The sequence below is a fragment of the Trinickia sp. Z7 genome (genome assembly GCF_056498045.1).
In genome coordinates, this window is record NZ_JAUEQW010000001.1 from 290,473 (window position 1) to 316,690 (window position 26,218).

24 protein-coding genes are annotated in these 26,218 nt (G+C 64.9%); 15 read left to right on the forward strand and 9 right to left on the reverse strand.

What is annotated here, in order from left to right:
* The first annotated feature begins 331 nt into the window (after window positions 1-331).
* From dapC to cls, 7 genes are all read left to right on the forward strand, one after another.
* On the forward strand, window positions 332-1,537 hold the full coding sequence (gene dapC, locus QQS38_RS01285; RefSeq protein ID WP_479643565.1) for a succinyldiaminopimelate transaminase: 1,206 nt from the start codon (window positions 332-334) through the stop codon (window positions 1,535-1,537).
* 180 nt (window positions 1,538-1,717) lie between these two features.
* The gene (dapD, locus tag QQS38_RS01290) at window positions 1,718-2,545 is read left to right on the forward strand and encodes a 2,3,4,5-tetrahydropyridine-2,6-dicarboxylate N-succinyltransferase (protein WP_277427986.1); all 828 of its coding nucleotides are present in this window, start codon (window positions 1,718-1,720) and stop codon (window positions 2,543-2,545) included.
* Entirely contained in the window at window positions 2,545-2,907 is a 363-nt protein-coding gene (locus QQS38_RS01295) for an arsenate reductase (RefSeq protein ID WP_479643566.1), read from the forward strand. Before dapD ends, QQS38_RS01295 begins: the two co-directional genes overlap by 1 nt.
* Window positions 2,908-3,048: 141 nt before the next feature.
* Window positions 3,049-4,188: a succinyl-diaminopimelate desuccinylase gene (gene dapE, locus QQS38_RS01300; RefSeq protein WP_479643567.1), complete on the forward strand. Its 1,140-nt coding sequence runs from the start codon at window positions 3,049-3,051 to the stop codon at window positions 4,186-4,188.
* 61 nt (window positions 4,189-4,249) lie between these two features.
* A complete protein-coding gene (gene prmB, locus QQS38_RS01305) occupies window positions 4,250-5,137 on the forward strand; it encodes a 50S ribosomal protein L3 N(5)-glutamine methyltransferase (RefSeq protein WP_479643568.1) in 888 nt (295 codons plus the stop codon).
* A 74-nt stretch (window positions 5,138-5,211) separates the two neighbouring features.
* Window positions 5,212-5,961 carry a lysoplasmalogenase gene (locus QQS38_RS01310; protein ID WP_479643569.1) on the forward strand — a complete coding sequence of 250 codons (750 nt, stop codon included), beginning with the start codon at window positions 5,212-5,214 and terminating at the stop codon, window positions 5,959-5,961.
* 190 nt (window positions 5,962-6,151) lie between these two features.
* Window positions 6,152-7,603, forward strand: a complete 1,452-nt coding sequence (gene cls, locus QQS38_RS01315) for a cardiolipin synthase (protein ID WP_479643570.1) — start codon at window positions 6,152-6,154, stop codon at window positions 7,601-7,603.
* 148 nt (window positions 7,604-7,751) lie between these two features.
* On the opposite strand, the gene QQS38_RS01320 is transcribed toward cls, so the two are convergent.
* Complete coding sequence (locus QQS38_RS01320) at window positions 7,752-8,231, reverse strand: glutathione peroxidase (RefSeq protein ID WP_479643571.1); 480 nt, start codon at window positions 8,229-8,231, stop codon at window positions 7,752-7,754.
* Window positions 8,232-8,368: 137 nt separating this feature from the next.
* Here QQS38_RS01320 and QQS38_RS01325 point away from each other — a divergent pair, with 137 nt between their 5' ends.
* Window positions 8,369-10,330 (forward strand): ATP-binding cassette domain-containing protein, encoded by a 1,962-nt coding sequence (locus QQS38_RS01325; protein ID WP_479643572.1) that lies wholly within the window; start codon window positions 8,369-8,371, stop codon window positions 10,328-10,330.
* Window positions 10,331-10,422: 92 nt separating this feature from the next.
* A complete protein-coding gene (locus QQS38_RS01330; RefSeq protein WP_479644073.1) occupies window positions 10,423-11,466 on the forward strand; it encodes a CaiB/BaiF CoA transferase family protein in 1,044 nt (347 codons plus the stop codon).
* Here QQS38_RS01330 and radA read toward each other — a convergent pair.
* The gene (gene radA, locus QQS38_RS01335; protein WP_479643573.1) at window positions 11,450-12,826 is read right to left on the reverse strand and encodes a DNA repair protein RadA; all 1,377 of its coding nucleotides are present in this window, start codon (window positions 12,824-12,826) and stop codon (window positions 11,450-11,452) included. The two genes, QQS38_RS01330 and radA, sit on opposite strands and share 17 nt — an antisense overlap.
* A 101-nt stretch (window positions 12,827-12,927) precedes the next feature.
* Entirely contained in the window at window positions 12,928-13,998 is a 1,071-nt protein-coding gene (gene alr, locus QQS38_RS01340; protein ID WP_479643574.1) for an alanine racemase, read from the reverse strand.
* A 215-nt stretch (window positions 13,999-14,213) separates the two neighbouring features.
* Here alr and lplT point away from each other — a divergent pair, with 215 nt between their 5' ends.
* Both lplT and thiD read left to right on the forward strand, forming a co-directional pair.
* Entirely contained in the window at window positions 14,214-15,521 is a 1,308-nt protein-coding gene (lplT, locus tag QQS38_RS01345) for a lysophospholipid transporter LplT (protein ID WP_479643575.1), read from the forward strand.
* Window positions 15,522-15,549: 28 nt separating this feature from the next.
* On the forward strand, window positions 15,550-16,359 hold the full coding sequence (gene thiD / locus QQS38_RS01350; protein ID WP_479643576.1) for a bifunctional hydroxymethylpyrimidine kinase/phosphomethylpyrimidine kinase: 810 nt from the start codon (window positions 15,550-15,552) through the stop codon (window positions 16,357-16,359).
* Between the two features lie 145 nt (window positions 16,360-16,504).
* Here thiD and QQS38_RS01355 read toward each other — a convergent pair whose 3' ends face one another.
* From QQS38_RS01355 to tsaB, 4 genes are read right to left on the reverse strand one after another with little or no spacing between them, the layout of a single operon-like run.
* Window positions 16,505-17,485: a DUF1853 family protein gene (locus QQS38_RS01355; protein ID WP_479643577.1), complete on the reverse strand. Its 981-nt coding sequence runs from the start codon at window positions 17,483-17,485 to the stop codon at window positions 16,505-16,507.
* Window positions 17,482-18,312 (reverse strand): uracil-DNA glycosylase, encoded by an 831-nt coding sequence (locus QQS38_RS01360; protein WP_479643578.1) that lies wholly within the window; start codon window positions 18,310-18,312, stop codon window positions 17,482-17,484. The genes QQS38_RS01355 and QQS38_RS01360 overlap by 4 nt, the downstream gene beginning before the upstream one ends.
* Window positions 18,299-18,793 (reverse strand): ribosomal protein S18-alanine N-acetyltransferase, encoded by a 495-nt coding sequence (rimI, locus tag QQS38_RS01365; RefSeq protein WP_479643579.1) that lies wholly within the window; start codon window positions 18,791-18,793, stop codon window positions 18,299-18,301. The genes QQS38_RS01360 and rimI overlap by 14 nt, the downstream gene beginning before the upstream one ends.
* Window positions 18,790-19,554 (reverse strand): tRNA (adenosine(37)-N6)-threonylcarbamoyltransferase complex dimerization subunit type 1 TsaB, encoded by a 765-nt coding sequence (gene tsaB / locus QQS38_RS01370; protein ID WP_479643580.1) that lies wholly within the window; start codon window positions 19,552-19,554, stop codon window positions 18,790-18,792. The genes rimI and tsaB overlap by 4 nt, the downstream gene beginning before the upstream one ends.
* Window positions 19,555-19,727: 173 nt before the next feature.
* Between tsaB and QQS38_RS01375 the strand changes: the two genes are divergently transcribed.
* The 3 genes from QQS38_RS01375 to aceA all read left to right on the forward strand — a co-directional run bounded on the left by QQS38_RS01375 (window position 19,728) and on the right by aceA (window position 23,652).
* Complete coding sequence (locus QQS38_RS01375; protein ID WP_479643581.1) at window positions 19,728-19,997, forward strand: acyl-CoA-binding protein; 270 nt, start codon at window positions 19,728-19,730, stop codon at window positions 19,995-19,997.
* 380 nt (window positions 19,998-20,377) lie between these two features.
* Complete coding sequence (locus QQS38_RS01380) at window positions 20,378-21,937, forward strand: DEAD/DEAH box helicase (protein WP_479643582.1); 1,560 nt, start codon at window positions 20,378-20,380, stop codon at window positions 21,935-21,937.
* Between the two features lie 410 nt (window positions 21,938-22,347).
* A complete protein-coding gene (gene aceA / locus QQS38_RS01385) occupies window positions 22,348-23,652 on the forward strand; it encodes an isocitrate lyase (protein WP_479643583.1) in 1,305 nt (434 codons plus the stop codon).
* A 117-nt stretch (window positions 23,653-23,769) separates the two neighbouring features.
* On the opposite strand, the gene QQS38_RS01390 is transcribed toward aceA, so the two are convergent.
* Window positions 23,770-24,204, reverse strand: a complete 435-nt coding sequence (locus QQS38_RS01390) for a universal stress protein (protein WP_479643584.1) — start codon at window positions 24,202-24,204, stop codon at window positions 23,770-23,772.
* A gap of 171 nt (window positions 24,205-24,375) precedes the next feature.
* On the reverse strand, window positions 24,376-25,278 hold the full coding sequence (locus tag QQS38_RS01395) for a LysR family transcriptional regulator (protein WP_479643585.1): 903 nt from the start codon (window positions 25,276-25,278) through the stop codon (window positions 24,376-24,378).
* A 151-nt stretch (window positions 25,279-25,429) separates the two neighbouring features.
* Between QQS38_RS01395 and QQS38_RS01400 the strand changes: the two genes are divergently transcribed.
* Window positions 25,430-26,182, forward strand: coding sequence for a haloacid dehalogenase type II (locus QQS38_RS01400; protein WP_479643586.1), 753 nt, complete (start codon window positions 25,430-25,432; stop codon window positions 26,180-26,182).
* Window positions 26,183-26,218 lie beyond the last annotated feature (36 nt).

The following is a 26,218-nucleotide window of genomic DNA, read 5'->3' on the forward strand; positions in this document are numbered from 1 at the left end:
AAGGTCGAACAAAAACGCGGCCGGACAACTCGAGCCGCGCACGACGCGGCAGCTTCATGCACAGAACTGCGCGCGCCATGCACGGCAGAGCGCCGCCGCGATGCTTTTGGGTCGCGAAGCCGCGCACAGCAAGCTGCATGCGCATGCGTCGCGAGCAAGTGGCAATCATACCATCGCCTATCGGCAGCACGGCCGCCAATGCGGCTGCGGCGAGCATGCGTGCCCCGCGCGCCGGCCCTCGCCGAGCTATAATGGCGCCCTTTTCCTCTTATTCCCGTACGAGCGGGCGCGCGTCCCGCGCTTGTCCCTCGACGCACCCGCCGAGCCCGACGTGAATCCGCTACTCGACCGCCTCCAGCCGTACCCGTTCGAAAAGCTTCGCGCACTGTTCAAGGACGCGACGCCGCCCGCCGATCTTCGCCATATCAGCTTCGGCATCGGCGAACCGAAACACGCGACGCCCGCGCTGATCCGCGAGGCCATCGTCGCCTCGCTCGATACCTTGTCGAGCTACCCTGCCACGATCGGCTCGAGCGCGCTGCGCGAAGCGATCGCCGCGTGGGCGGCGCGCCGCTACGGTCTGCCCGCGCTCGATCCGGCCACCGAGGTGCTGCCCGTCTCGGGTTCGCGCGAAGCATTGTTCGCGCTCGCCCAGACAGTGGTCGACGGCACGCGGCCCGGTGCGATCGTGCTGTGCCCGAACCCCTTCTATCAGATCTACGAGGGCGCGGCTCTGCTCGCGGGCGCCGAGCCTTATTTCGCCAATAGCGACCCGGCCCGCAACTTCGCCTGCGATTACGCAGCCGTGCCGCAGGAAGTCTGGGCGCGCACCCAGTTGCTCTACGTCTGCTCGCCGGGCAATCCGACCGGGGCCGTGCTCACGCTCGACGATTGGCGCGAGTTGTTCGCCCTGTCGGACAAGCACGGGTTCGTGATTGCGTCCGACGAATGCTATTCGGAGATCTACTTCGACGAAGCCAATCCGCCGCTCGGCGCACTGCAAGCGGCGCACCGCCTCGGACGCGACTTCGAGCGGCTCCTCATGCTGTCCAGTTTGTCCAAGCGCTCGAATGTACCGGGCATGCGCTCGGGCTTCGTGGCGGGCGACGCGGCGCTCATCAAGCGCTTCCTGCTCTATCGGACCTACCACGGCGCGGCGCTTTCGCCCGTCTATCAAGCGGCCAGCGTGGCCGCTTGGGGCGACGAGGCGCACGTGCGCGAGAACCGCGCGCTCTACGCCGCGAAGTTCTCGACCGTCACCCCCATGCTCGCGCAAGTGCTCGACGTGCGCCGCCCCGATGCGGCGTTCTATCTGTGGGCGAGCGTCGAGCCCACAGGCCTGAGCGACACCGAGTTCGCCCGGCGCCTGTACGCCGACTATAATCTGACGGTCTTGCCCGGCTCGTACCTGGCGCGCGACGCGCACGGCGTCAACCCGGGCCGCAATTTCGTGCGTCTGGCGCTCGTTGCCGATGTCGACGAATGTATCGATGGCGCCAAACGCATCGTCGATTTCTGCCGCAACCTCGCGCGCTGACCGGCGCCGAAAAAGCGGTGGCTGCCGCTGCACGGCGGGAAGCGGTGCGCTCGTGGCAGCCGGCTCCGGCTTCGTCGGCGCGCAGCCCGGCGCCGCGCGCCGCATTGAGTGCCCGTTTGAGTACCCGTAACTGACCGACCGCCCCGTCTTCCTTCGACTTCATTTAGCGAAACTACCGACATGTCGCAACATATTCAGCAAATCATCGACAACGCCTGGGAAAACCGCGCCGAGCTCTCGCCGAAGGCGGCGCCCGCCGAAGTGCGCGAAGCCGTCGCGCAAGCGATCGAGCAACTCGACAAGGGCCGCCTGCGCGTGGCCGAAAAGATCGACGGTCAATGGGTCGTCAACCAATGGTTGAAAAAGGCCGTGCTGCTTTCGTTCCGCCTCGAAGACAATACGCCCATGCCCGCCGGCGGCTATTCGCAGTTCTACGACAAGGTGCCTTCGAAGTTCGCGAACTATACGGCGCAAGATTTCGCCGAAGGCGGCTTTCGCGTCGTGCCGCCCGCCATCGCTCGCCGCGGTTCGTTCATCGCCAAGAACGTCGTGCTGATGCCCTCCTACACGAACATCGGCGCATACGTCGACGAAGGCACGATGGTCGACACCTGGGCGACGGTCGGCTCCTGCGCGCAGATCGGCAAGAACGTTCACTTGTCCGGCGGCGTGGGGATTGGCGGCGTGCTCGAGCCGCTGCAGGCAAACCCCGTCATCATCGAAGACAACTGCTTCATCGGCGCGCGCTCCGAAGTGGTGGAAGGCGTGATCGTCGGCGAGAATTCGGTCATCTCGATGGGCGTCTACCTCGGCCAAAGCACGAAGATCTACGATCGCGAAACGGGCCAAGTGACATACGGCTACGTGCCGCCGGGCTCGGTCGTCGTCGCCGGCAATCTGCCCTCCAAGGACGGCACGCACAGCTTGTACTGCGCCGTCATCGTCAAGAAGGTCGATGCGAAGACACGCGCGAAAGTCGGCCTGAACGAGCTGCTGCGAGGCGACTGATGGGCGTCGAGCGCACCGTCGTCTACGGCATCCCGAATTGCGACACCGTCAAGAAGGCGCGCACGTGGCTTCAAGCACACGGCGTCGCTTTCGAGTTCCACGACTTCAAGAAGGCGGGGCTCACCGCCTCGATCGTCAACGGTTGGCTCGCCGACGTGCCGCTCGAGGTCCTGCTGAACCGCCGGGGCACGACTTGGCGCGCGTTGCCCGACGACGCCAAGGCCGCGGCGGAAACGCAGCAAGGCGCGATCGCGCTGATGGTCGAAAAGCCTTCGATCGTCAAACGGCCTGTCGTCGTAGTCGACGGCCGCGTAACTTCGGTGGGCTTTTCGCCCGACGAATACGCGGCGCTCTACGCGTAGCGCAGGGCGGCGCGGCGTACGCTTCGCGTTGGCCGTTTGGCAGGCTGGCGCCGCACGCCGAGTCGCGGAACAATACGAGCATCGCCTGCCGGCCTGCGTCCGCCGGCATTTTTTTATCAAGCACCAACGGCCTCCGAACCCATGTCCGGCACCCTCGCCCTCACCGAACAACTGATCGCCCGAGCCTCGGTCACGCCCGACGATCAGCACTGCCAGAAGCTGCTGATCGAGCGGCTCGAAACCGCCGGCTTCGTCTGCGAGACGATCCAATCGCATGGCGTGACCAACCTGTGGGCCGTCAAGCGCGGAACGGATGGCGCGAGCGGCAAGCTGCTCGCGTTTGCGGGCCATACCGATGTCGTCCCCACCGGGCCGCTCGAACAATGGACCTCGCCCCCGTTCGTGCCGACGCACCGAGACGGCAAGCTCTACGGGCGCGGCGCAGCCGACATGAAAACGTCGATCGCCGGCTTCATCGTGGCGAGCGAGGAATTCATCGCCGCGCATCCGCATCATCGCGGCTCGCTCGCGTTGCTGATCACGAGCGACGAAGAAGGCCCGGCCACGGACGGCACGGTCAAGGTCGTCGAGGCGCTGCAAGCGCGCGGCGAGCGGCTCGATTACTGCATCGTCGGCGAACCCACTTCCACGGACACGCTCGGAGACGTGGTCAAGAACGGCCGGCGCGGGTCGATGTCGGGCAAGCTCGTGGTCAAGGGCGTGCAGGGTCATATTGCGTACCCTCACCTCGCCCGCAACCCGATTCACCTGCTCGCGCCGGCCTTGACCGAGCTCGTCGCCGAGCGTTGGGACGACGGCAACGAGTACTTCCCGCCCACGACCTGGCAAGTCTCGAATTTGCACAGCGGCACGGGCGCGAGCAACGTGATCCCGGGCCGGGCCGAGCTCACCTTCAATTTTCGTTTTTCGACCGCCAGCACGGTCGAGGGCCTTCAGCGGCGCGTGCATGCCATTCTCGACAAGCATGGGCTCGAATACGACCTCGACTGGACCGTCAGCGGGCTGCCGTTCCTCACTCCGCGCGGCGAACTTTCGAATGCGCTTGCGCGAGCGATCAAGGACGAAACGGGCGTGAGCGCCGAGCTGTCGACCACCGGCGGGACCTCCGACGGCCGTTTCATCGCGCGCATTTGCAAGCAGGTGGTGGAATTCGGTCCGCCGAACGGCAGCATCCACAAGATCGACGAGCATATCGAACTCGCCTTCGTCGAACCGCTCAAGAACATCTACCGCCGCGTGCTGGAAACGCTGATCGCCTGATGCACTTCGCCAGGTCCCGAATCACTTCGCATTACCGCGCATTGCCCAAGGAGATGCCGCAATGACTACGCCGTTTCTTACCGTTCGCGACTTGCTGCGCTATGCGGTGTCCCGCTTCACCGAGGCGCATCTCGCATTCGGGCACGGCAGCGCGAACGCCTACGATGAAGCAGCCTACTTGATTCTGCATACGCTTCACTTGCCGCTCGATACGCTCGATCCGTTTCTCGATGCGCGCTTGCTCGGCGGCGAGATCGAGGCGGTGATGAAAGTCATCGAGCGCCGCGCGGGCGAGCGCGTCCCCGCCGCCTATATCACGCAGGAAGCCTGGATGCACGGGCTGCGCTTTTACGTAGACGAGCGCGTGATCGTGCCGCGCTCGTTCATCGGCGAGTTGCTCGAAGACGGTTTGCAACCTTATGTCGCCGATCCCGATGAAGTCGGCGCCGTGCTCGAACTGTGCACCGGGTCCGGTTGCCTGGCCATTCTGGCTGCGCACGCGTTTCCGAACGCCGATGTCGACGCGGTCGATATCTCTGCCGATGCGCTAGAAGTCGCGCGCATCAACGTGGCCGACTACGCACTCGACGATCGTATCGCGCTGTTCGAAGGCGATCTGTTCGCGCCGCTGCCGCAGCGTCGCTACGACGTGATCATCGCCAACCCGCCGTACGTCAACAGCGATTCGATGGCGGAACTGCCCGCCGAATACCGGCACGAGCCGCAACTAGCGCTCGCGGGGGGCGCGGACGGCATGGACGTCGTGCGGCGCATCATCGGCCAAGCGCGCGATTGGCTAACCGACGAAGGCGTACTCGTCGTCGAAATCGGCAACGAGCGAGCGAACGTGGAAGCCGCGTTCGGCGGGCTCGATCTCGTCTGGCTATCGACGAGCGGCGGCGACGACAGCGTCTTCTTGATTCAGGCCGGCGATCTGCCGTCGGCGTAAGGTTCGGCGAGCTAGCGCCTCGCCTCGCAGTGCCAGACGCCATAAGTTCGACCAAGCAACGGCATGCCCGCCCTATGCCCACTCATCCCCCCGCGCCGCCCCCGGAAAACCACGACAGCGGGCCCGCGAGCCATACGGAAACCGCGGCTTCGCAAACACAGCGCCTATTGCTGATCGCCGCCGGCGCGGGGCTCGCCTACGGCGTATCGCTGCGCGATGCGCCCTATCCCGACCAAGCCGCGGCGAAGGTGCTGATGTGCGCATTGTTGTTCTTGGCCAGCGCGCGCCACGAACCGATGCGCGAACGTCTGATGCTCATGGCGGCGCTCGCCGCTTCGGCTGTCGGTGACGCGCTGCTCGCCCTGCCGCAGCTCTCGTTTTCGTTCGTTGGAGGCCTCGGCGCGTTTCTGGTTGCGCACCTCGCCTATTGCGGGCTGCTAGCCCCGCGGGGAGTGCGCGCCAGTTGGCGGGAATCGCCGGTGTGGGCCCGGGCCGTGGCGCCCATTCTCGCAGCCGCGGCCATCGCAATGTTCTTGGCGTTCCTGCCGAACCTGGGGACGTTGCGCGTCCCTGTCGCCGTCTACATGATCGCGTTGTGCGCCATGGCCAGCTTGGCGCTGCTGGCAGGACGACGCAGCCCGATGCTCCCGCTCGGCGGCCTGGCTTTCGTCGCATCCGACGCCATGATCGGCATCGACCGTTTCCTCGCCGGTTTCTCGGCAAGCGCCTACGCCATTTGGTTCACGTACGCGATCGCACAGGTGTCCATTGCCGCGGGTTTCTTGCTTTGTGGAATACCGACTGGAAGAAACACCGTTTGCTAGCGCGCTACGCCAGCACTCGAGCAGCAGAGGCACACGTGCGCCGTTCACGATCTGCGATCGCGCCACGGTCGACGCCCGCTATGCGCCGTTCCCGCAACGATACGCCCCGCCTGCGCCACAGCTTCTGTAAGATTCATGGCATCGCGCTCCCCCTGTGAGCCACGCATTTGCACAACGCCTCGCGCCACCTATGCATTTCGATTGGCTCTCTCTTGGCAGTCTGATCTTCGCTGCTCACTTGCTGGGCGTGCTCGCGGCAGTGCACGCCATCCTCAATACGCGCACATCCCAAGGGGCGATCGCGTGGGCGGTTTCGCTCGTTGCCGTGCCTTACGTCACGTTGATCCCTTACCTCTTCCTGGGCCGCAGCAAGTTTTCGGGCTATGTCGATAAGCGCCGTATCGAAAGCGAGCTGCTGCGCACGCGCGCGCATCCCAGTGCTTGGGACACGCGCGCGTCGTCCGCGGGGCGCCCGGCCGAAGCCCTCGGTCACCATGTCGTGCGCGCCCTCACGCGGCTGTCCGGCATGCCGTTCCTAGGGGGCAACGCCGTGCGCACGCTCGTGAACGGCGAAGCCACGTTCGCGGCGATCCTCGATGCGATCGAGCATGCGCGCCATTACGTCCTGATTCAATTCTTCATCGTACGCGACGACGCGTTGGGCGAAATGCTCAAGGCACTGCTGCTGACCAAAGCGGCGCAAGGTGTGCGCGTGTGCTTCCTTTACGACAGCATCGGCAGTTTCGATCTGCCGCAGCGGTATGTGGCGGCGCTGATTGCAGGCGGCGTCGAGATGCACCCGTTTGCGACGAGCCGTCGCTTCGTCAACCGATTTCAGCTCAATTTTCGCAATCATCGGAAGATCGTCGTCGTCGATGGAGAGTGCGCGTTCGTCGGCGGCCATAACGTCGGCGTGGAATACCTCGGCGGCAATCCGCGCTTGTCTCCCTGGCGCGACACGCATATCGAACTGCGCGGCCCCATCGTCGCCAGCGTGCAGTTCGTTTTCGTCGAAGATTGGCATTGGGCGACGCAACGCCTGCCTCGGCTCGAGCTATCGCAAGCAGAAGAGCCCGAAAGCGCCGGCGAGGCCGACATGCACTGCCTCGTCGTCGCGCCCGGGCCGGCGGACAAGGATGAAACCGGCTCGCTGTTTTTCGTCGAGGCGATCAATGCGGCGCAGACGCGAATTTGGATCACGAGCCCCTATCTCGTGCCCGACGAGGCCGTATTCTCGGCGCTGCGGCTCGCAGTCATGCGCGGCGTGGACGTGCGCATCTTGATTCCGAGCCGGCGCGATCACTATGTCGTGTTCGAAGCGTCCAAGCTCTATGCCTACGACCTGATTCGCGCGGGCGTGCGCATTTTCCGCTACCGCCCCGGGTTCCTGCATCAGAAGGTGGTGCTCATCGACGACGTCGCCGCGGCCATCGGCAGCGCCAATCTCGACAATCGCTCGTTCCGGCTCAACTTCGAGATCATGGTGCTGACGATCGACGATGCCTTCGCATCGGAAGTCGAAGCGATGTTGCAACGGGACTTCGAACAAGCTTGGGAGGTCGAGCGCGGCGAGTACCGTAACGCTTCGGCACTGCGGCAAGTCGTCATGCACGTGGCACGGTTGTTTTCGCCGATTTTGTAGCGCAGGGCGGCGGCGCTCGTCCATGATCGAGACCGGCTCGCCGCGCGAGGCTGCGGCAGGCGGCGCTGCGGCAAGCGGCCGATGGCCCTTCCTGGCGGGCAGATGCCTTTGCCTGGCTTCCCCGCAGCGTTTCGTTCGCCTTCGGCCGCTACAACAACGCCTCGATATCCGCGGCGATCGCCTCCGGCGTCGTCTTGGGGGCATATCGCTTGACGACCTTCCCCTGGCGATCGACGAGAAATTTCGTGAAGTTCCACTTGATGGCCTTGGTGCCGAACAACCCCGGCGCTTCGCTCGTCAAGTGGCGAAACAGCGGATGCGCCGCAGGTCCCTTGACGTCGGTCTTTTCGAACAACGGAAACGTCACACGGAAGTTCTTCTCGCAGAAGCTGCCGATCTGCGCCGCATCGCCGGGCTCCTGCTTGCCGAACTGGTTGCACGGAAAACCGAGCACCTCGAAGCCGCGCGCGGCAAACCGCTCGTGCAGTTGCTGCAAGCCGGCGTACTGCGGCGTGAATCCGCACTCGCTCGCCGTATTGACGACGAGCAGGACCTTATCGCGGTAACGATCAAGACCCACGGACTCGCCACCCAGCGTGCGGGCGGAAAACGTATAGAGCGTGCTCATCGGAGCGCCTCGATGGGAAAAACGCAAGTCTATGCGAAAGACCCTATGGAAGACAAAATCGGCGAGGCGGCACTCGTCGTGCGCGCCCTGGTCCGCACACCGTCTAAAATAGCGCTTTTCGAGCAGCCGGCCCTGTCGTGATCCGTTTCAGTCAATTCAGCCTTGCCCGCGGCGTCAAGCCGCTTTTCGATGCCGCTTCGTTCGCGCTGAACCCCGGTGAGAAAGCCGGCCTCGTCGGTGCAAACGGGGCAGGCAAATCCACGCTGTTCTCGGTGCTGCGCGGCGAGCTGCACGCCGACGGAGGCGACGTGTTCCTGCCCCCGTCCTGGCGCATCGCGCACGTCGCGCAGGAAACACCCGCCGTCGAGAAAACGGCGCTCGAGTACACGCTCGACGGGGACGCCGCCCTGCGTGAAATCGAAGATCGCATTGCACGAGCCGAAGCCGCCCACGATGGCGAAGCGCTCGCACACGCTCACGCGGCATTCGCCGATGCCGACGGCTATACGGCGCCGGCCCGCGCCGAGGCGCTGCTGCTCGGCCTGGGGTTCACGTTGGCGCAAACGCGCGAGCGCGTCGCCGCGTTCTCGGGCGGCTGGCGCATGCGGCTCAATTTGGCGCAAGCGCTGATGTGCCGCTCCGACTTACTGCTGCTCGACGAGCCGACGAACCACCTGGACCTCGACGCCATCGTCTGGCTCGAAGATTGGCTGGGCCGCTACCCCGGCACGCTCATCGTCATTTCGCACGATCGCGAATTTCTCGATTCCGTTTGCAACGTCACGCTGCACGTCGAAAACCGGCAGGTGAAGCGCTACGGCGGCAACTATTCGCAGTTCGAGATTCTGCGGGCGCAGCAACTCGCTTTGCAGCAGAACGCGTTCGAGAAACAGCAAAAAACCATCGCGCATCTGCAAAGCTTCATCGACCGCTTCAAGGCGAAGGCCACCAAGGCGCGCCAAGCGCAAAGCCGCATGAAGGCGCTCGAGAAAATGGAGCGGATCGCGCCTGCGCACGCGGCCTCGCCCTTCACCTTCGAATTTCGCACACCCGACGCCGCACCCAATCCGATGCTCGTCATGGAAGACGTGCGCTGCGGCTACCGTACGAGCGACGGCATCGAGATCCCCATTCTCGAAGGGGTGACGCTTTCCGTGCAGAACGGCCAGCGAATCGGCCTGCTCGGCGCGAACGGCCAGGGTAAATCGACGCTCGTCAAAACGCTCGCCGGCACGCTCGAACCGCTCGCCGGCACGATGCGCGCAGGTCGCGGCCTCGTCATCGGCTACTTCGCGCAGCATCAATTGGAAACATTGCGTCCCGACGATTCGCCGCTCGCGCACTTGGCGCGCCTGGCACCCGACACGCGCGAGCAGGAACTGCGCGACTTCCTCGGCGGCTTCAATTTTTCGGGCGACATGGCGAGTTCGCCAATCGGTCCGTTCTCCGGGGGGGAGAAGGCGCGCCTCGCGCTCGCGTTGATCATCTGGCAAAAGCCCAATCTCCTGCTGCTAGACGAGCCGACCAACCACCTCGATCTCGAAACGCGCCACGCATTGACCATGGCGCTCGCGCAATTCGAAGGCACGCTGATCCTCGTCTCGCACGATCGGCATTTGCTGCGTGCGAGCACCGATCAATTCATGCTCGTGGCCAAGCATCGGTTGGAACCGTTCGACGGCGATCTGGACGAGTATCGCGACTGGCTGCTTCAGCATGCCGCGCAAACGCGCGCCGCGGCCAAAGCCGCGAACCAAGCGGGCGCAGCCGCGGCGAGCGAGAACGCCCGCGACGGCGAGGTCCAAGCGGGCGGCAACCGAAAAGACCAGCGCCGTCAGGAAGCGGAAGTGCGCCAAAAGCTGTCCCACTTGAAGAAGCCGCTGCAGACGCGCATTGCCAAGCTCGAGAAGGAGATGGAGGCGCTCAACGGCGAAAAGGCGGCGCTCGACGCGTTCGTCGCCGATACTGCGAGCTATGAGCCGGCGATGAAAGCGAAATTGACCGATGCCCTCAAGCGCCAAGCCGAAGTGGCCGCGCGCCTGGAAATGCTCGAAGTGCAATGGCTCGAGGCACAGGAAGAACTCGAGCAGATCGGCTAGCCGCACTCCCGGGCCGATGCGCGCAACGCCGGCGAGCGTGCGGCTAGCCGGCCACGATCGACAGGAGGTACACGTTGACGACGGATGCTCCGCTGCGCGGCCTGCGCGTGCTCGATCTCACGCGCTTGCTGCCCGGTCCGCTCGCGACATTGCGGCTTGCGGAACTGGGCGCCGATGTGCTGAAGATCGAAGAGCCCGGCGGCGGCGACCCGGCGCGAGCGATGATGCAAGCCCCGGCCGATCGCGCCAAGGGGATGCCGAGCGCCTTCTATCGCCACGTCAATCGCGGCAAGCGCGAGACACGACTCGATTTGAAGACCGAGACGGGCCGCACGGTCCTTCGTGCGCTCGTGCGCGAAGCTCACGTGCTCGTGGAAAGCTTTCGCCCGGGCGTGATGGAACGGCTCGGGCTCGACTATGCAAATCTGTCCAAGATCAATCCCAAGCTCGTCTATTGCGCGATCTCAGGCTACGGTGCGCAAGGCCCATTCTCGCAACGGCCCGGCCACGACCTCAACTACCTGGCCTACGCGGGCGTGCTCGACCAAATCGCAACGCCGGAGGGCACCCCCGTCATCGCGAACATCCAAATCGCCGATTTGCTGGGCGGCGCCCTGCCGGCAGTGACACGCATTCTCGCGGCGCTTTGGCAAGTATCGCGAGGGGGTGACGGCGCGTTCGTCGATGTATCGATGACGCATGCGATCCACGCCCACAATATCGTCGCACAGGCGACGCTCGAAAACGCCGAGGGCTCGATGCCTGCGGCCGCCGACGCGCTACGAGCCGGGCACGGCCTCCTGAACGGAGGCGTGCCCTGCTACAACGTCTATCGCACGGCCGACGGGCGCTGGCTTGCGGTCGGGGCGCTGGAATTGAAGTTTTGGGAGCGGCTCTGCCGCGCGCTGGGCCGCCCCGATTGGGCCTCGCGTCACTGGAGCCTGGGTCAGGTCATCGGCGGCCCGGACGCAATTGCATTGACACGAGAACTTGCCGAACACATCGCGACGCATCGGCTCTCCACTTGGGTCGAGCTGCTCGAGCCGCGCGACTGCTGCGTCTCACCCGTGCTCACCGTAGAAGAGGCGCGCAATCACCTGCTGTTCCAACCGCAAGCCCCTACTCCAGCTCCTTGACTCGGTCGATCGCCTGCTCGATGCGTTCGACCGCAAGCACCTGCAACCCGTCGATCGGCTGTTTCGGTGCGTTGGCCTTCGGAATCAAGGCCGCCGTGAAGCCGAGCTTGGCCGCTTCCTTCAAACGCTCCTGCCCGCGCGGCGAGGGACGGATCTCGCCGGCCAAGCCGACTTCCCCGAACACGATCAGCCCCTTGGGCAACGGCTTGTTGCGCATCGATGAATGAATCGCGAGCAACACGGCGAGATCGGCCGCGGGCTCGGCGATCTTCACGCCGCCGACGGCATTGAGGAATACGTCTTGATCGAAGCACGCAATGCCCGCATGCCGATGCAATACGGCGAGCAACATCGCGAGCCGGTTTTGTTCGAGCCCGACGGCCAGCCGCCGCGGATTCGGCACATGGGCGGTGTCGACGAGCGCTTGAATCTCCACGAGCAGGGGGCGCGAGCCTTCCTGCGTGACGAGCACGCACGAGCCCGGGACGATCTGCTCATGCTGAGACAAGAACAACGCCGATGGATTGGCGACGCCGCGCAGGCCGCGCTCGGTCATGGCGAACACGCCCAATTCGTTGACCGCGCCGAAGCGGTTCTTGAACGCACGCACGAGCCGGAACGACGAATGGGTGTCGCCTTCGAAATACAAGACCGTATCGACGATATGCTCGAGCACGCGAGGGCCCGCCAGGCTGCCTTCTTTCGTCACATGCCCGACCATGACCACGGTCGTGCCCGATTGCTTGGCGATGCGCGTCAGTTGCGCCGCGCACTCGCGCACCTGCGCCACCGAGCCCGGCGCCGAAGTGAGCGCATCCGAGTAGATCGTTTGGATCGAATCGACCACCGCGACGTCGGGCCGCTCCGCTTCGATCGCAGCTTGGATTTTTTCGAGTTGAATTTCGGCGAGCAGCTTCAAATCCGCCGCGCGCGAACCGGGCTCGAGCAACGCAAGGCGCTGCGCGCGCAAACCGATTTGGGCGGCCGACTCCTCCCCGCTGATGTAAAGGGCGCTGCGCTCGTCGGCAAGCGAGGCGAGCGACTGCAGCAGAAGCGTCGATTTGCCGATGCCCGGATCGCCGCCGATCAGCACCACGCCACCCGCAACGAAGCCGCCGCCCAGCACGCGATCGAATTCGCCGATGCCCGTTGAAAACCGAGGCACGTCGGCCGCCTCGATATCGGCGAGCCGCTGCACGGGCGCGCTTTTCGCGAGCGATTGGAACCGATGGGCGCCGGCGCTCGGCGCAGCCGTTTCCACCAGGGTGTTCCAGGCGCTGCATGAGGGACACTGGCCTTGCCACTTCGGCGTTTGACCGCCGCACTCGGTACAGGTGTAAATCGTCTTTTGTTTCGCCACGCGCGGTCCTTCGCCGTTCTTGCTTTTGTAATCCTAAAACCAGGGATGAAGCGGACGAACGCACCCCACTGCTCGGCCCCCCTACGCCAACAACTGCGCCACTACTCGGCCAAAACGGGCACGCGCTGCGCGACGGCGCACATGAGCTCGTAGCCGATCGTGCCGCAGGCGCGCGCGACGTCGTCGATGGGCAACTGCGCGCCCCACAGTTCGACCCGCGAGCCGACATTGGCCGTGGGACACGGCGTCAGATCGACGGTGAGCATGTCCATCGATACCCGCCCGACGAGCCGCGTGCGCACGCCGTCGACGACGATGGGCGTGCCCTCGGGCGCGCACCGCAGGTAGCCGTCGGCGTAGCCGCAGGCGACCACGCCGATACGCATCGGCGCGGGCGCCGTAAACGCCGAGCCGTAGCCGACAGTCTGGCCCTTTGCCAGCGATTGCACGCCGATGAGTTCCGACGCGAGCGTCATCGCAGGCTGCAGTCCTACGCCGTCGATGGCGGCCGTCACGCCCGAGGGCGAAGCGCCGTAAAGGATGATCCCCGGCCGCACCCAATCGAAGTGGGCACCGGGGTGCCACAGGGTGGCGGCCGAATTGGACAGGCTACGCGCCCCCGCAATGCCCTCGGCGCCGCGTTCGAACGCAGCGAGCTGGTGTTCGATGCCGCGTTCGCCGTCCGCATCGGAAAAATGGGTCATGAGCACGATTTGCCCGACCCCCGGGCATGCGCGCGCCCGTTCCCAGGCCGCGCGGAACTTCTCGGGCGTATAGCCGAGCCGGTTCATGCCGCTGTTCATCTTCAACTGAATATTGACGGGCTTGGACAGCCGCGCCATTTCCAGCATGCGCAACTGCTCGTCGCTATGCACGGTGGTGGTCAGGCTGTAGCGGTCGATGACGTCGATGTCCGTCGGCCGGAAAAAACCTTCGAGCAGAAGAATGGGACCGGCCCATCCCAATTCACGCAACTTGACGGCCTCTTCGAGGTCTAGCAAACCGAACCCGTCGGTTGCGCGCAATCCCGGGAATGCGCGGGCAAGGCCATGACCGTATGCATTGGCTTTGACCACGGCCCACACTTTCGAATTGGGTGCGTGGCGGCGGGCGCAAGCGAGATTGTTGGCTAGGGCTGCGGTATGGATGGTGGCGAGAAGCGGGCGCGGCATGGTGTTTTCGTATGAAGCACGAGGCAAATCGTGACAGGAGGGCGCGTTTTGCGGCGCACAAACGAGGCTGCGCCGTTCGGGCGGCGCGCCGGCAGTCCGAAGGCACCTATTTTCGTGATATAAAGCCGTGCGCACAACCCATTTCGAACGGCCTAAGTCCTAACGCGTCACACGCGTCCGGGGAGGACGCGCCGCAAAGGACCGCACCGCATCAGATGAAAAAAGGTTTTTACTCCATCATGGCCGCGCAGTTTTTCTCGTCGCTGGCCGATAGCGCCCTTCTGATCGCTGCCATTGCACTACTGAAAGACCTCCATGCCCCCAATTGGATGACGCCGCTGCTCAAGCTGTTCTTCGTCCTGTCGTACGTGGTGCTCGCCGCGTTCGTCGGCGCTTTCGCCGATTCGCGTCCAAAGGGGCGGGTCATGTTCGCCACGAACACGATCAAGATCCTCGGCTGCATCGTCATGCTCGTCGGCGCCCACCCGTTGGCGGCGTACGGCATCGTCGGCTTCGGGGCCGCGGCCTACTCGCCGGCCAAGTACGGCATCTTGACCGAACTGCTGCCGCCCGAGCGCCTCGTCGCCGCCAACGGCTGGATCGAAGGCACGACGGTCGCCTCGATCATCCTCGGCACCGTGCTGGGCGGCGCGCTGATCAGTCCGCACATCGCCGCGCACGTGCTCAAGCACCGCATGCCCTTCGTGGCAACGCCGGCCGAAGCCGCAATGATCGTCATCATGGGCATCTATGTCGCCGCTGCGCTGTTCAATCTGCGTATTCCCGATACCGGCGCGCGGTATCCGAAACAGCAGCATGGCCCGATCAGGCTCATCACGGATTTCGCCGATTGTTTCCTCACGCTGTGGCGCGACAAGCTCGGCCAGATCTCGCTCGCCGTCACCACGCTGTTTTGGGGCGCGGGCGCGACGCTGCAATTCATCGTCTTGAAATGGGCCGAGGTGTCGCTCGGCATGTCGCTGTCCGAAGGCGCGATCTTGCAAGCCATCGTGGCTGTCGGCGTGGCGGGCGGCGCGATGTTCGCGGCCGCGCGCGTGCCGTTGAAAAAATCGCTGACGGTGCTGCCGGTCGGCATCATGATGGGCATCGCCGTCATGTTGATGGCGTTCTACACGCGGCATGTCGTGCCGGCCAACTGGGGCTTTTACTTCGGGCGCCTGCACGTGCCGGGCTATCTCATCATCGCCTATTTGTTCCTGATGATCGTCGGCGCCCTCTCCGGTTATTTCGTCGTGCCGATGAACGCATTGCTGCAGCATCGGGGGCACGTACTGCTCTCCGCCGGCCATTCGATCGCCGTGCAGAACTTCAACGAAAACCTTTCCGTGCTCATCATGCTGTGCCTGTACGCGGTGCTGGTATGGCTCGACGTGCCCGTATCGATCGTCATCGTTCTATTCGGCACATTCGTGTGCGTCATGATGTGGCTCGTCATGCGCCGCCATCAAGCCAATCAGCGCGCGTTCGATTCGGTCGCCCTGATCGGCGAGGTCAAGCATTGAGGTCACAGCCGCGTCCCGGCCGCTTGCCATGACTCGCACCATTGCCAACGCCTTGACGATCGCCGGCTCCGATTCCGGCGGCGGAGCGGGAATTCAAGCCGACTTGAAGACGTTTTCCGCGCTCGGCGTGTACGGAGCGAGCGTGATCACCGCATTGACGGCGCAGAACACGCATGGGGTGCGCACCGTCCACGTACCGGAGCCCGGCTTCATCGCGGAACAGCTCGATGCCGTCTTCGACGACATCCGTATCGACGCCGTGAAAATCGGGATGCTCGCGAACGCCGATATCGTGCACGCGGTAGCCGAGGCCCTGCGCCGCTACCGTCCGCAGCGCGTGGTGCTCGACACGGTCATGTTGTCGAAGAACGGGCGCGCCCTACTCGCTGCGGATGCCGTCACGGCGCTGCGCGAAGAACTGCTGCCGTTGGCCGATCTCGTGACGCCCAATCTCGACGAAGCGGCCGCGCTCATCGGCGCGCGCGAGCGGGCGAGCGACGAAGCCACGATGCAACGGCACGGCGAGGCGCTGCGCGCCATGGGCGCGAAGGCGGTCCTCATGAAGGGCGGACACTTGGGCGGCGCGCAAAGCCCCGATTGGCTCATCGACGAGCGCGGCGCTCACCGGCTAGGCGGCGAGCGCATCGCCGTCAAACATACGCACGGCACCGGCTGCACGCTGTCGGCGGCCATTGCCGCGCTGAGCACGCAGCGCCCCGATTGGCTCGACGCCGTCACCGACGCGAAGGCCTATCTCGCCCAGGCATTGCGCGAGAGCGGACGGCTGGACGTCGGCACCGGCATCGGACCGCTGCATCATTTTCATCGCTTCTGGTAGCCTCTGGTAGCTGCCCGCCGCGTGCCTTTCCAGCTTCGGGCCGCGCAATGCACGGATGCAGCCAGCGCGTTTGCTTGCTGCATCGCGTTGCGCTCGGCGCGAGCGCATGATGGACGCGATCGCTCGATCGACGCAATCAACACAATCAACGCAAATAGGCGCTAGCCCGCTCTGGCCATTCGTCCGGTACGACGAACCCTCGGCTCGTCTCGCGCCAAGGTCCGAACAGCTTCGACTCTCGCTCGAATGACGCAACCATCGTGGGGCCGGTGTGCTGGGCCAGCCGTTCGGCCAACGCGCCTAGCGCCGACGATCCGGTCGCGGCGAGGTCGTCGTCCGACACCGCCGGCCGCGGCGCCAGCCACGCAAGACGCGGCAACACGGCCCATCGTGCATCGGGGCGAACGGCACAAAGCGCGGGCAGTTGCCCGCGAGTCACCCAAAAGCCGCGGTGATGCGAAGGATCGACGGCCAGCGCAATGTGCGGCGAATCCGGCCAGCGATAGAACAGCCAACCTTTGACGAACATCTGGGGCCGCCAAGGACCTGTATGCCCGAGCGTCGCGAACTCCTCGCGCGAAGATAACGGCAGTTGCCGCTCGAGCAAATGCGCGAGCTTCAGGTCGAAGCGGTCTTGCAGATTCGGGCCGACATAGTCGGACAACCCGCCACGGTCGCCCGGCGCATGCAAATAGCATTTGACGGCCAATTCCCAGTGCAGCCTGCGACCGCTCGCCGTCTCGACGAGGAAATCGCACTCGCCGATCGTGCGACCCGCGAGGCGTAGCGCAACGTTAGCGGCAACGAGGCGCGCCGCCGGCCCGTGCTGCAGGAAATACGCGAGCAGGCATTCGGCGTAGCGGCCCAGACGAACGACACGCGCACTTGCAATCGCTTCATGCAACGGCATGGGATCGCGCTCGAGCGCGAGCAGCCAATCGATCGTGGCCTGCATTTCGGCGGCGCTTTCGAATGGATTGGCAAGCTCGCCCGCGCTCGGCTGGGCGCGCAATAGCGGTGTACTCAACAACAGCCAGGCCAAATCGCGGACCAAGGGGTCCGACAACACGCCCTGCAACGCATCGAGCGCGGCGGCTGGGGCAGGGGCCGGCTCGAGCGCACTCATCGCGCCGCCTGCTGTTCGTCCAGGGCTTGCCGGTAGGTATCGTGCGCGAGGCACAGGTCGAGCCATGCCTTCGCCTTGTCCGGCAAGCTGCGCAGCAAGTAGGCAGGGTGATAGGTCACGATGACCGGAACGTCTTCATAACGATGCACTCGGCCCCGCAGCGACGAAATGCTGGCGTCGGTCTTGAGTAGATTCTGCGCGGCGACACGGCCCAACGCGACGATGAGCTTCGGTTTGACGAGCGCGACCTGCCGCTGCAAATACGGCTCGCAGCGCGCCACTTCGTCCGGCTCGGGGTTGCGGTTGCCCGGCGGCCTGCACTTGACGACGTTGGCGATATACACGTTCTCGCCGCGCGCGAGCGAAACCGCACGCAGCATGCTGTCGAGCAGCTTGCCCGCCTGGCCGACGAACGGCTCGCCCTGCTTGTCCTCGTTTTCGCCCGGCGCCTCGCCGATCAGCATCCAATCGGCTGCGCGGTCGCCCACGCCGAACACGGTGCGGGTGCGCTTCTCGCAAAGCCGGCACTGCTCGCACGCCGCGACGCGCGCCTCGAGTGCGTCCCAATCGAGCATCGCAACGCCGCTCTCCGTCCCAGGCGTCGACACGACCCGCTGCGTCGCTTCGCCTTGCGGCACGCCTGCTGCCGGCGCCTCTTGCGCCAAGCCCGGGGTTTCTTGCGGCGCCGTGTCGTCACCTTGAGCGGCCGCCTGCCGCGGCGGCGGCGAGGGCTCTCGCACGTCGCCGCCCCCACCGACCGACGCGCCGCGGCGCACCCAAAGCGTCGTCAGGCCAAGCGTGTCCAGCGCGGCTTCATCGAGCGCCATCGTCGCCCTCCTTCGAAAGTGTGTAGCGCATCACGAGTGCATCCTCGCGGCCATGCCGCCGTGCCGGGTAGTAGTTTTTGCGGCGGCCGATCGTGGCGAAGCCGAACTGCTCGTACAGCCGCAGTGCACGCACGTTGGAGGGCCGCACCTCGAGCAAGAGCCCGCCCAACTGCTTGGCGCGTGTGATGCGCACGGCTTCGCGCAGCAGCGTGAGGCCCGCGCCCGTGCCTTGCGCCTGCGGCGCGACGCATAAATTGAGCAGGTGCATTTCGTCGACCACGGGCATCAGCACGCAGTAGCCGACGAGCGTGCCGGTCAGGTGCCGCATGCAAACGCCGAAGTAGCCGTTGCGCAGCGAATCTTCGAAGTTACCGCGCGACCAGGGGAAGTCATAGGCCTCGCGTTCGACGGCGGCCACCTCGTCGAGGTCGGCTTCCGTCATGGGCGACATATACCGGTCGGCGAGCAACACCCCGCTCATCGCCCCTCCCGGCCGCCTCGCGCGGCACGCTCGGCCATCCGTTCGGCCGTGGTCTGAGCGACTTTGTCGCGCACGTACTCGGGCGCGGCGTCGTGGGCGGCCACGATGCGCCCCGCCCCGTAAGCGCGCAACGCCGCGAACGCGAGCGGCTGCGCATGGGGCAACGCTTCGTGATCGACCAGCACGGCTCGCCCGGCGAGCGCCAAACGTTCGCCGAAGGCGCGCGCGGCGTTGCCGGCAACCGCAAACGGTTCATCGGGCGCCGTCAGCGACTCGGGCGCCGCGAGGGTGGGCGGCGTCAGCGTGCGCCATTCTCCGGCGCCGGCATCCCAGGCGTAGTCCGCCCAGTAGACTTCGTCCATGCGCGCGTCGAGCACGGCCAGCACACGCCCGATCGAGGGCTCGCGCTGTCGCACGCTTTCGGCACAGACGAGCAGCGTGCTGATCGGAACGACGGGCACGCCGAGCCCGAAGGCCAGGCCTTGCGCGACGCCCGTGGCCGTGCGCAAACCCGTGAACGATCCGGGACCGGCCCCGAAGGCCACGGCGCTGCACTGCGCGAGCGTCACGCCGGCTTCGTCGAACAATTCGCGCACGGCGGGCAACACGCGCGAACTGGAAACCGGCCCAGTTCGCTCGTGACGGAGCCAGATGCGCGACGAAGCCGGTTCGGCGGCCGCCGACGGCCCTTCCGAACGAAGCAGCGCAACCGAGCAATATTCGGTCGATGTATCGAGAGCAAGCAGCACAGTGGATGTCATGGGCGCTATTGTAATGCGGGTAGTGCGGCGCTCCGACGCCCGCATGCGGCTCACCGGCCGGTTGCGCTGCGCGCGCCGTTTCGCCGCGCGCGTTTGGAAGCATCGCTCGACCTTTTCGGCAGTGGCGCTTGCTATGATCGGCGGCCTTACCGTTTCCGCATGGGAGAGTTGTCATGAGCAATGTCGATGCGCAGTTCGACCAAGCCCAAGTCGACGTCAAAGCGTTGCCGGAAAAACCCGGCAATATGACCTTGCTGCGTCTGTATGCGCTCTTCAAGCAAGCCACCGAAGGCGACGTGCACGGCGACAAGCCCGGGTTCACCGACATCGTGGGCAAGTACAAGTACGACGCGTGGGCCTCGTTGAAAGGCACGGCGCAAGACGTGGCGAAACAGCAATATGTCGAGCTCGTGGAGGCGCTAAAGAGCGGCACTGCCAGCTAGACGCCAAGCGCAAGACGCACCACTCGTCACAAAGGCCACGTCAGTTGTGGCGCGGCGCAGCAAAACCTCGTATAATGGCGGCTTGCGCGTTACCTACCGGCAACGAGCCGTCTGTAGCGCGCTACCGTAGCGTTTTGCTCCAATCCAGTTTAGAACCTGTCCCCTTCCGCCTAGGCCCTTACAGGCCGTCTCATACCAGGCTGGCGGCGATGCCATAGCGGCGTCCCGTACCCGATACAGCTTCTAACGAAAAGCTCGCATCGATTCGCGAGCTGCCCCCGTTTTTCGATTTGCGCGCGTGTCCTCTTGCATGCTGAATCCGACGACTTGGGTAATGCCGATTGGCGCCGACGTATCTTTGACGTCTTCTTAGGATTCTCATGACTTCGAGCTTTGAAACCAGCCCGTTGACCGCTATCGCCGATCGCGCCCTCGATCTGCCCGCCGATGCGCCTGCCGCGATCGAGCCGGCCGCCGAAGCGCCGTCGGGCCCGAGCTTCGCCTCGCTCGGCCTGTCGCCCGAAATTCTTTCGGCGCTGACGGCCGCAGGCTATTCCGCGCCCACGCCCGTGCAGCAGCGCGCCATTCCGGCCGCCATTGCGGGCCGCGACCTGCTCGTCTCGAGCCCCACGGGCTCGGGCAAAACCGCAGCCTTCATGCTGCCGGCGATCGAACGTTTCGCCCAATTGCAAAAAACGCAAGCCGCGCAGCCGCGCGAAGCCGGCGGCGAGCGCCGCCCGCGCCGCGGCCCGCCCGTCGCGCAACCGAGCATGCTCGTGCTCACGCCCACGCGTGAACTCGCCATGCAAGTCACGACGGCCGCATCGACCTACGGCAAGCATCTGCGTCGCTTGCGCACGGTCAGCATCCTCGGCGGCGTGGCCTACGGCCAGCAGCTCACGCTGCTCGCCAAGAACCCGGAAATCCTGGTCGCCACGCCGGGCCGCCTGCTCGACCATCTGGAGCGCGGCCGCATCGACCTGTCGCAACTGCAAATTCTGGTGTTGGACGAAGCCGATCGCATGCTCGACATGGGCTTCATCGACGACATCGAGACGATCGTCGCCGCCACGCCGGCCTCGCGCCAGACCCTGCTGTTCTCGGCCACGCTCGACGGCAAGATCGGTTCGCTGACGAGCCGGCTGCTGAAAGACCCCGAGCGCATCGAGATCGTTCAGCGGATGGAATCGCGCACGAACATCGCGCAGACGGTCCACTACGTCGACGACCGCGATCACAAAGATCGCTTGCTCGATCATCTGCTGCGCGATTCGGCGCTCGACCAAGCCATCGTGTTTACGGCCACGAAGAACGATGCCGACCAGTTGGCGGGCCGCCTCGCCGACGCCGGCTTCTCTTCGGCCGCATTGCACGGCGACTTGCCGCAAGGCGCACGCAACCGCACCGTCCGCGCGTTGCGCGAGCGCCGCGTGCGCGTGCTCGTGGCGACCGACGTCGCAGCTCGCGGTATCGACATTCCCGGCATCACGCACGTGTTCAACTACGACCTGCCGAAATTCGCCGAAGACTACGTGCATCGTATCGGCCGTACGGGCCGGGCCGGGCGCTCGGGTATCGCCGTGAGCCTCGTCCATCACGCCGAGCAAGGCGCGCTCAAGCGGATCGAGCGTTTCGTGCGTGCGCCGCTGGCGGTCAACGTCATCGAAGGCTTCGAACCGCGCAAAGCGCCGCCTGCCCGAAGCGGCAACGGCAACGGCCGTGGTCGGCCGGGTGGCAACAACGGCGGCCGACGCTTTGGCTCGAACGGCGCCGCGCGTGGTGCCAGCGCCGGTGCCAGTGCCGGTGCAGGCGAAAAACGCACGGGTAGCGGCGGCTGGAGTGGCCGCAGCTCGAACGGCTCGCGCGAGGGCTTCGGTGCTCGCGAGGGCTACCAGGGCCGCCGCAGCGACGGCCAGCGCGGCGCACGCCGTAGCGGCTGATGTATGGCGGCTCGCGCCGCCCACAGCAGACGGACGATGAGTCGGTCGAATAAACCGGTGCGGCGTTAGCCCGCGCCGGTTTTTTTTCGCCCCGAGTTTGAGGGCCCATTCCCGGACACCCAGCTCTTCGCGCCCCAATTTCACAATGCGAAAAGGTCTTTTGCGTCGTAAAAATCTGTGCTGCGTGGCACAACGATTGGCGTTGCGGGATGGGAAATGTCTTTTCGCATCGTGGTACACGCAGTATACGTAATTGATTTATAACGATTAACCAATCTCTAAAAACATCAAATTCCCCATACCCTCTCGGCTTCACATTGCCTAGACTCTTATATAAGAGTTCGCGCCGCCGAACGTCGCGACGAACGAGATCGCTGTCTTCTCTCTTTCAGGCAACAAGGAGCCACACCATGTCACGGCAACAGCAAGCACAACAGCTTCAGCAACAATGGGAAACCGACCCGCGCTGGAAAGGCATCAAGCGCGGTTACACGGCCGAAGACGTCGTCCGTCTGCGCGGCTCGTTGCAGCCCGAGCATACGATCGCCAAGGAAGGCGCCCAAAAGCTCTGGAACCTCGTGAACACCGAGCCCTTCGTCAACGCCTTGGGCGCGCTGACGGGCAACCAGGCGATGCAACAAGTGAAAGCCGGCCTGAAGGCGATCTACCTTTCGGGCTGGCAGGTGGCGGGCGATGCGAACGTCGCGGGTGAAATGTACCCCGACCAATCGTTGTATCCGGCCAATTCGGTGCCGCTCGTCGTCAAGCGCATCAACAACACGCTCACGCGCGCCGATCAAATTCAATGGTCGGAAGGCAAGAACCCCGGCGACGAAGGCTACGTGGACTTCTTCGCTCCCATCGTCGCGGATGCCGAAGCCGGTTTCGGCGGTGTGCTCAACGCGTTCGAATTGATGAAGGCGATGATCGAGGCCGGCGCTTCGGGCGTTCACTTCGAAGATCAGCTCGCATCGGTGAAAAAGTGCGGCCACATGGGCGGCAAAGTGCTCGTGCCGACGCGCGAGAACGTCGCCAAGCTGACGGCGGCACGCCTGGCGGCCGACGTGTGCGGCGTGCCGACCGTTCTGATTGCTCGCACCGATGCCGAAGCCGCCGATCTGATCACCTCGGACGTCGATGAGAACGATCGCCCGTTCCTCACCGGCGAGCGCACGGTCGAAGGCTTTTTCCGCACGAAGCCGGGCCTCGAGCAAGCCATCTCGCGCGGCCTTGCCTACGCGCCGTACGCCGACATGATCTGGTGCGAGACGGGCAAGCCCGATCTCGAATACGCGAAGAAGTTCGCCGAAGCCATCCACAAGCAGTTCCCCGGGAAGCTGCTCTCGTACAACTGCTCTCCGTCCTTCAACTGGAAGAAGAATCTCGATGATGCGACGATCGCGAAGTTCCAGAAGGAACTGGGCGCGATGGGCTACAAGTTCCAGTTCATCACGCTGGCGGGTTTCCACGCGCTCAACTACTCGATGTTCAACCTCGCGCATGGCTATGCGCGCTCGCAGATGAGCGCGTTCGTCGAATTGCAGCAAGCCGAGTTCGCGGCCGCCGAGAAGGGCTTTACGGCCGTGAAGCACCAGCGCGAAGTGGGCACCGGCTACTTCGACGCCGTCACGCAGACGGTGGAGCGCGAGGCGTCGACCACTGCATTGCACGGCTCGACCGAAGACGAACAGTTCTTCGACAAGAAGGTCGCGTAAGCAACAGAACCAGCACAGGGGACCAGGGAGGGACGCGGGCCCCGCATGCGCGATGCATGCGGGGCCTGACGTTTAAGCCCCAGTGCGCCGCGAATACGCTCGACCGACAAGGGCCAATCAGCGGTAGACGATGACGGGGATCTTGGTATGGGTGAGCACGCGCTGCGTCTCGCTGCCGATGAGTAAGCTGCCGAGCCCTTTGCGCCCGTGCGAGGCCATGAAGATGACGTCGCACCCCCCGCTCTCGGCCGCCTCGATGATGCCCAGATACGCCGAAGGATGCACACTCGTTTGGCTGCTGAAGGGCACGCCGGCGACACGCGCAGCCGCTTCGACTTCGTCCAGATGCTCGCGTGCCTCGCGTTCGCTGCGCTCCAGAAAATCGGCGGGCGGCTCGACGACGACTTCCGAAAACGGCGAATACGGGTACTGCGGCAAACATGCATAAGCCGTGATACGCGCGCCGACCGTACGCGCGAGATCGATCGCCCCGTCGATCGCTTTCTTGGAAAGTTCCGAACCGTCAGTTGGGACCAGGATGTGCTTGAACATGGCGCCTGCCTCGTCGATGGATGTTCGCCGCTGTGCATGGCTGAGCGGCCTCGCTGCGCGAGCGCTGCCCTGATCGATTGTAGTGCGGCATTGGCCTACCGACGGCAGGGCCTCGGGTGAGTCCGCATATCGGAAACCCGCCCGCACCGACGCCACGGCGACGATCGGTCGTTATTGCCAGTAGCCGGGACGCTCATAGGTATGCTTGAGGAAATCGAGAAACAGCCGCACTCGCAACGGCAGATGCCGCCGCTGCGGAAACACCGCATGAATTCCGATCGGCGGTGCGGCGAAGGCATCGAGCACCGTCACGAGGCGGCCCGCCGCAATGTCTTCCCCCGCCTCCCAGGACGAACGCCATGCAAGGCCATGCCCCGCCAAGCACCAGTCATGGAGCACGGCGCCATCGGAGCATTCGAGCGTGCCCGAGACTTTGATCGACACGATCTTGCCCTCGTGCTGAAAGGTCCAGCCGCGTTGCTGGTTGACCCCGGCCGCGAGCGCCAGGCAGTTGTGATGCGCGAGATCGGCCAGCGTGTGTGGCGTCCCGCGACGGGCGAGGTAAGCCGGCGCGGCGACGCACACGCGACGGTTCTCCCCAAGCCGCAGAGAAACGAGCGAGGAGTCGGGCAACTCGCCGAAACGCACGGCGCAGTCGAAGCCTTCGTTGACGAGATCGACCATGCGGTCGGACAAATCGAGCGCCACCGATACCTCGGGATGCGCCGAAGCGAACGCCGGGATCAAGGGCGCGACGTGCTTACGGCCGAAACCGGCCGGCGCCGACACGCGCACGTGGCCGCTCGCCTTGACACCGCCCGCCGAGACGCTGGCTTCGGCGTTCTGCATGTCGTTGACGATCCGCTGGCAATCCTCCAAGAACGCAGAACCTTCGAACGTCAACGACAGTTTGCGCGTCGTGCGCACGAGCAGCTTCACCCCGAGCCGCTCCTCGAGCGCGTCCAACCGCCGGCCGATGACGGCCGGGGCCACCCCTTCCGCCTGGGCCGCGGCCGACAAGCTACCCTTTGCTGCCACGGCGACGAACGTTTCGATTTGCTTGAAGCGCGACACGAGGGTAGCCCCCTTCCCCAAAGACCGATCGGCCGATTATGAACTAAAAAGTCACAGATCAAGTGACGCCAAGCCTATTTTTCATTACGGCAAGTCACAAATAGAATTCGTTCCAGACCTGTATCACGCGAGAAAACCGGGAGCCTAGGCCATGTCGACTTCGCCACGACGTTTGCCCAAAGCGGTGCTGTTCGACGCGTACGGCACCCTCTTCGATGTCCACTCGGTGGTGGCCGCGGCCGAGCAGCTGTTTCCCGGCCGAGGCGACGCGCTGTCGCAGTTGTGGCGCCTGAAGCAAATCGAATACTCGCAGTTGCGCACCCTAGCCGATCCGCACGGCGCTCACTACAAACCGTTCTGGGACATCACGCTCGATGCACTGCGCCATGCGGCGCGGCGCTTGCAGTTGCCGCTCGATAGCACCGGGGAAAAACGCCTGATGGATCAGTACGCGTGCCTATCCGCTTTTCCCGATACGGCGCCCGCATTGCGCACCCTGCGCGCGCTGCGCGAGAGCACGAGCGCCGCCGGCGGCCCCGGGCCGAGCCTGGGCATTCTTTCGAACGGCAATCCCGAGATGCTCGCAGTCGCTGTGAAAAGCGCGGGCATTGGCGATTTGTTCGATCACGTGTTGTCGGTCGACGCCGTGCGCGCCTACAAGCCCGCACCGGCCGCTTATGCGCTCGGCACGCGCGCCGTCGGCGCCCATGCGCGCGAGATCGTTTTCGTCTCGTCGAACGGCTGGGATGTGGCCGGCGCCGGATGGTTCGGCTACACCACGTTTTGGATCAATCGCGCCGGAGCGCCCCTCGAGGAACTCGAAGCGAAGCCGCGCGGCACCGGCGGCGGGATGTCCGACCTCGTCGCATTCGTGCAGACGCTCGGGCCGCCCGAAAAGGATTGAAGCGGATGGCATGGTGCGCCCCAGCCCGGCGCGCCA

Excerpts from the sequence above, each read along its gene's own strand:
- QQS38_RS01320 (WP_479643571.1), bottom strand. The coding sequence starts at position 8,231 with ATGAGCACGCTCTATACGTTTTCCGCCCGCACGCTGGGTGGCGAGTCC.
- QQS38_RS01380 (WP_479643582.1), top strand. The coding sequence starts at position 20,378 with ATGACTTCGAGCTTTGAAACCAGCCCGTTGACCGCTATCGCCGATCGC.
- cls (WP_479643570.1), top strand. The coding sequence starts at position 6,152 with ATGCATTTCGATTGGCTCTCTCTTGGCAGTCTGATCTTCGCTGCTCAC.
- QQS38_RS01295 (WP_479643566.1), top strand. The coding sequence starts at position 2,545 with ATGGGCGTCGAGCGCACCGTCGTCTACGGCATCCCGAATTGCGACACC.
- QQS38_RS01390 (WP_479643584.1), bottom strand. The coding sequence starts at position 24,204 with ATGTTCAAGCACATCCTGGTCCCAACTGACGGTTCGGAACTTTCCAAG.
- QQS38_RS01375 (WP_479643581.1), top strand. The coding sequence starts at position 19,728 with ATGAGCAATGTCGATGCGCAGTTCGACCAAGCCCAAGTCGACGTCAAA.
- rimI (WP_479643579.1), bottom strand. The coding sequence starts at position 18,793 with ATGAGCGGGGTGTTGCTCGCCGACCGGTATATGTCGCCCATGACGGAA.
- lplT (WP_479643575.1), top strand. The coding sequence starts at position 14,214 with ATGAAAAAAGGTTTTTACTCCATCATGGCCGCGCAGTTTTTCTCGTCG.
- QQS38_RS01360 (WP_479643578.1), bottom strand. The coding sequence starts at position 18,312 with ATGGCGCTCGATGAAGCCGCGCTGGACACGCTTGGCCTGACGACGCTT.
- dapE (WP_479643567.1), top strand. The coding sequence starts at position 3,049 with ATGTCCGGCACCCTCGCCCTCACCGAACAACTGATCGCCCGAGCCTCG.
- prmB (WP_479643568.1), top strand. The coding sequence starts at position 4,250 with ATGACTACGCCGTTTCTTACCGTTCGCGACTTGCTGCGCTATGCGGTG.
- thiD (WP_479643576.1), top strand. The coding sequence starts at position 15,550 with ATGACTCGCACCATTGCCAACGCCTTGACGATCGCCGGCTCCGATTCC.
- dapD (WP_277427986.1), top strand. The coding sequence starts at position 1,718 with ATGTCGCAACATATTCAGCAAATCATCGACAACGCCTGGGAAAACCGC.
- QQS38_RS01400 (WP_479643586.1), top strand. The coding sequence starts at position 25,430 with ATGTCGACTTCGCCACGACGTTTGCCCAAAGCGGTGCTGTTCGACGCG.
- tsaB (WP_479643580.1), bottom strand. The coding sequence starts at position 19,554 with ATGACATCCACTGTGCTGCTTGCTCTCGATACATCGACCGAATATTGC.
- aceA (WP_479643583.1), top strand. The coding sequence starts at position 22,348 with ATGTCACGGCAACAGCAAGCACAACAGCTTCAGCAACAATGGGAAACC.
- alr (WP_479643574.1), bottom strand. The coding sequence starts at position 13,998 with ATGCCGCGCCCGCTTCTCGCCACCATCCATACCGCAGCCCTAGCCAAC.
- QQS38_RS01355 (WP_479643577.1), bottom strand. The coding sequence starts at position 17,485 with ATGAGTGCGCTCGAGCCGGCCCCTGCCCCAGCCGCCGCGCTCGATGCG.
- QQS38_RS01310 (WP_479643569.1), top strand. The coding sequence starts at position 5,212 with ATGCCCACTCATCCCCCCGCGCCGCCCCCGGAAAACCACGACAGCGGG.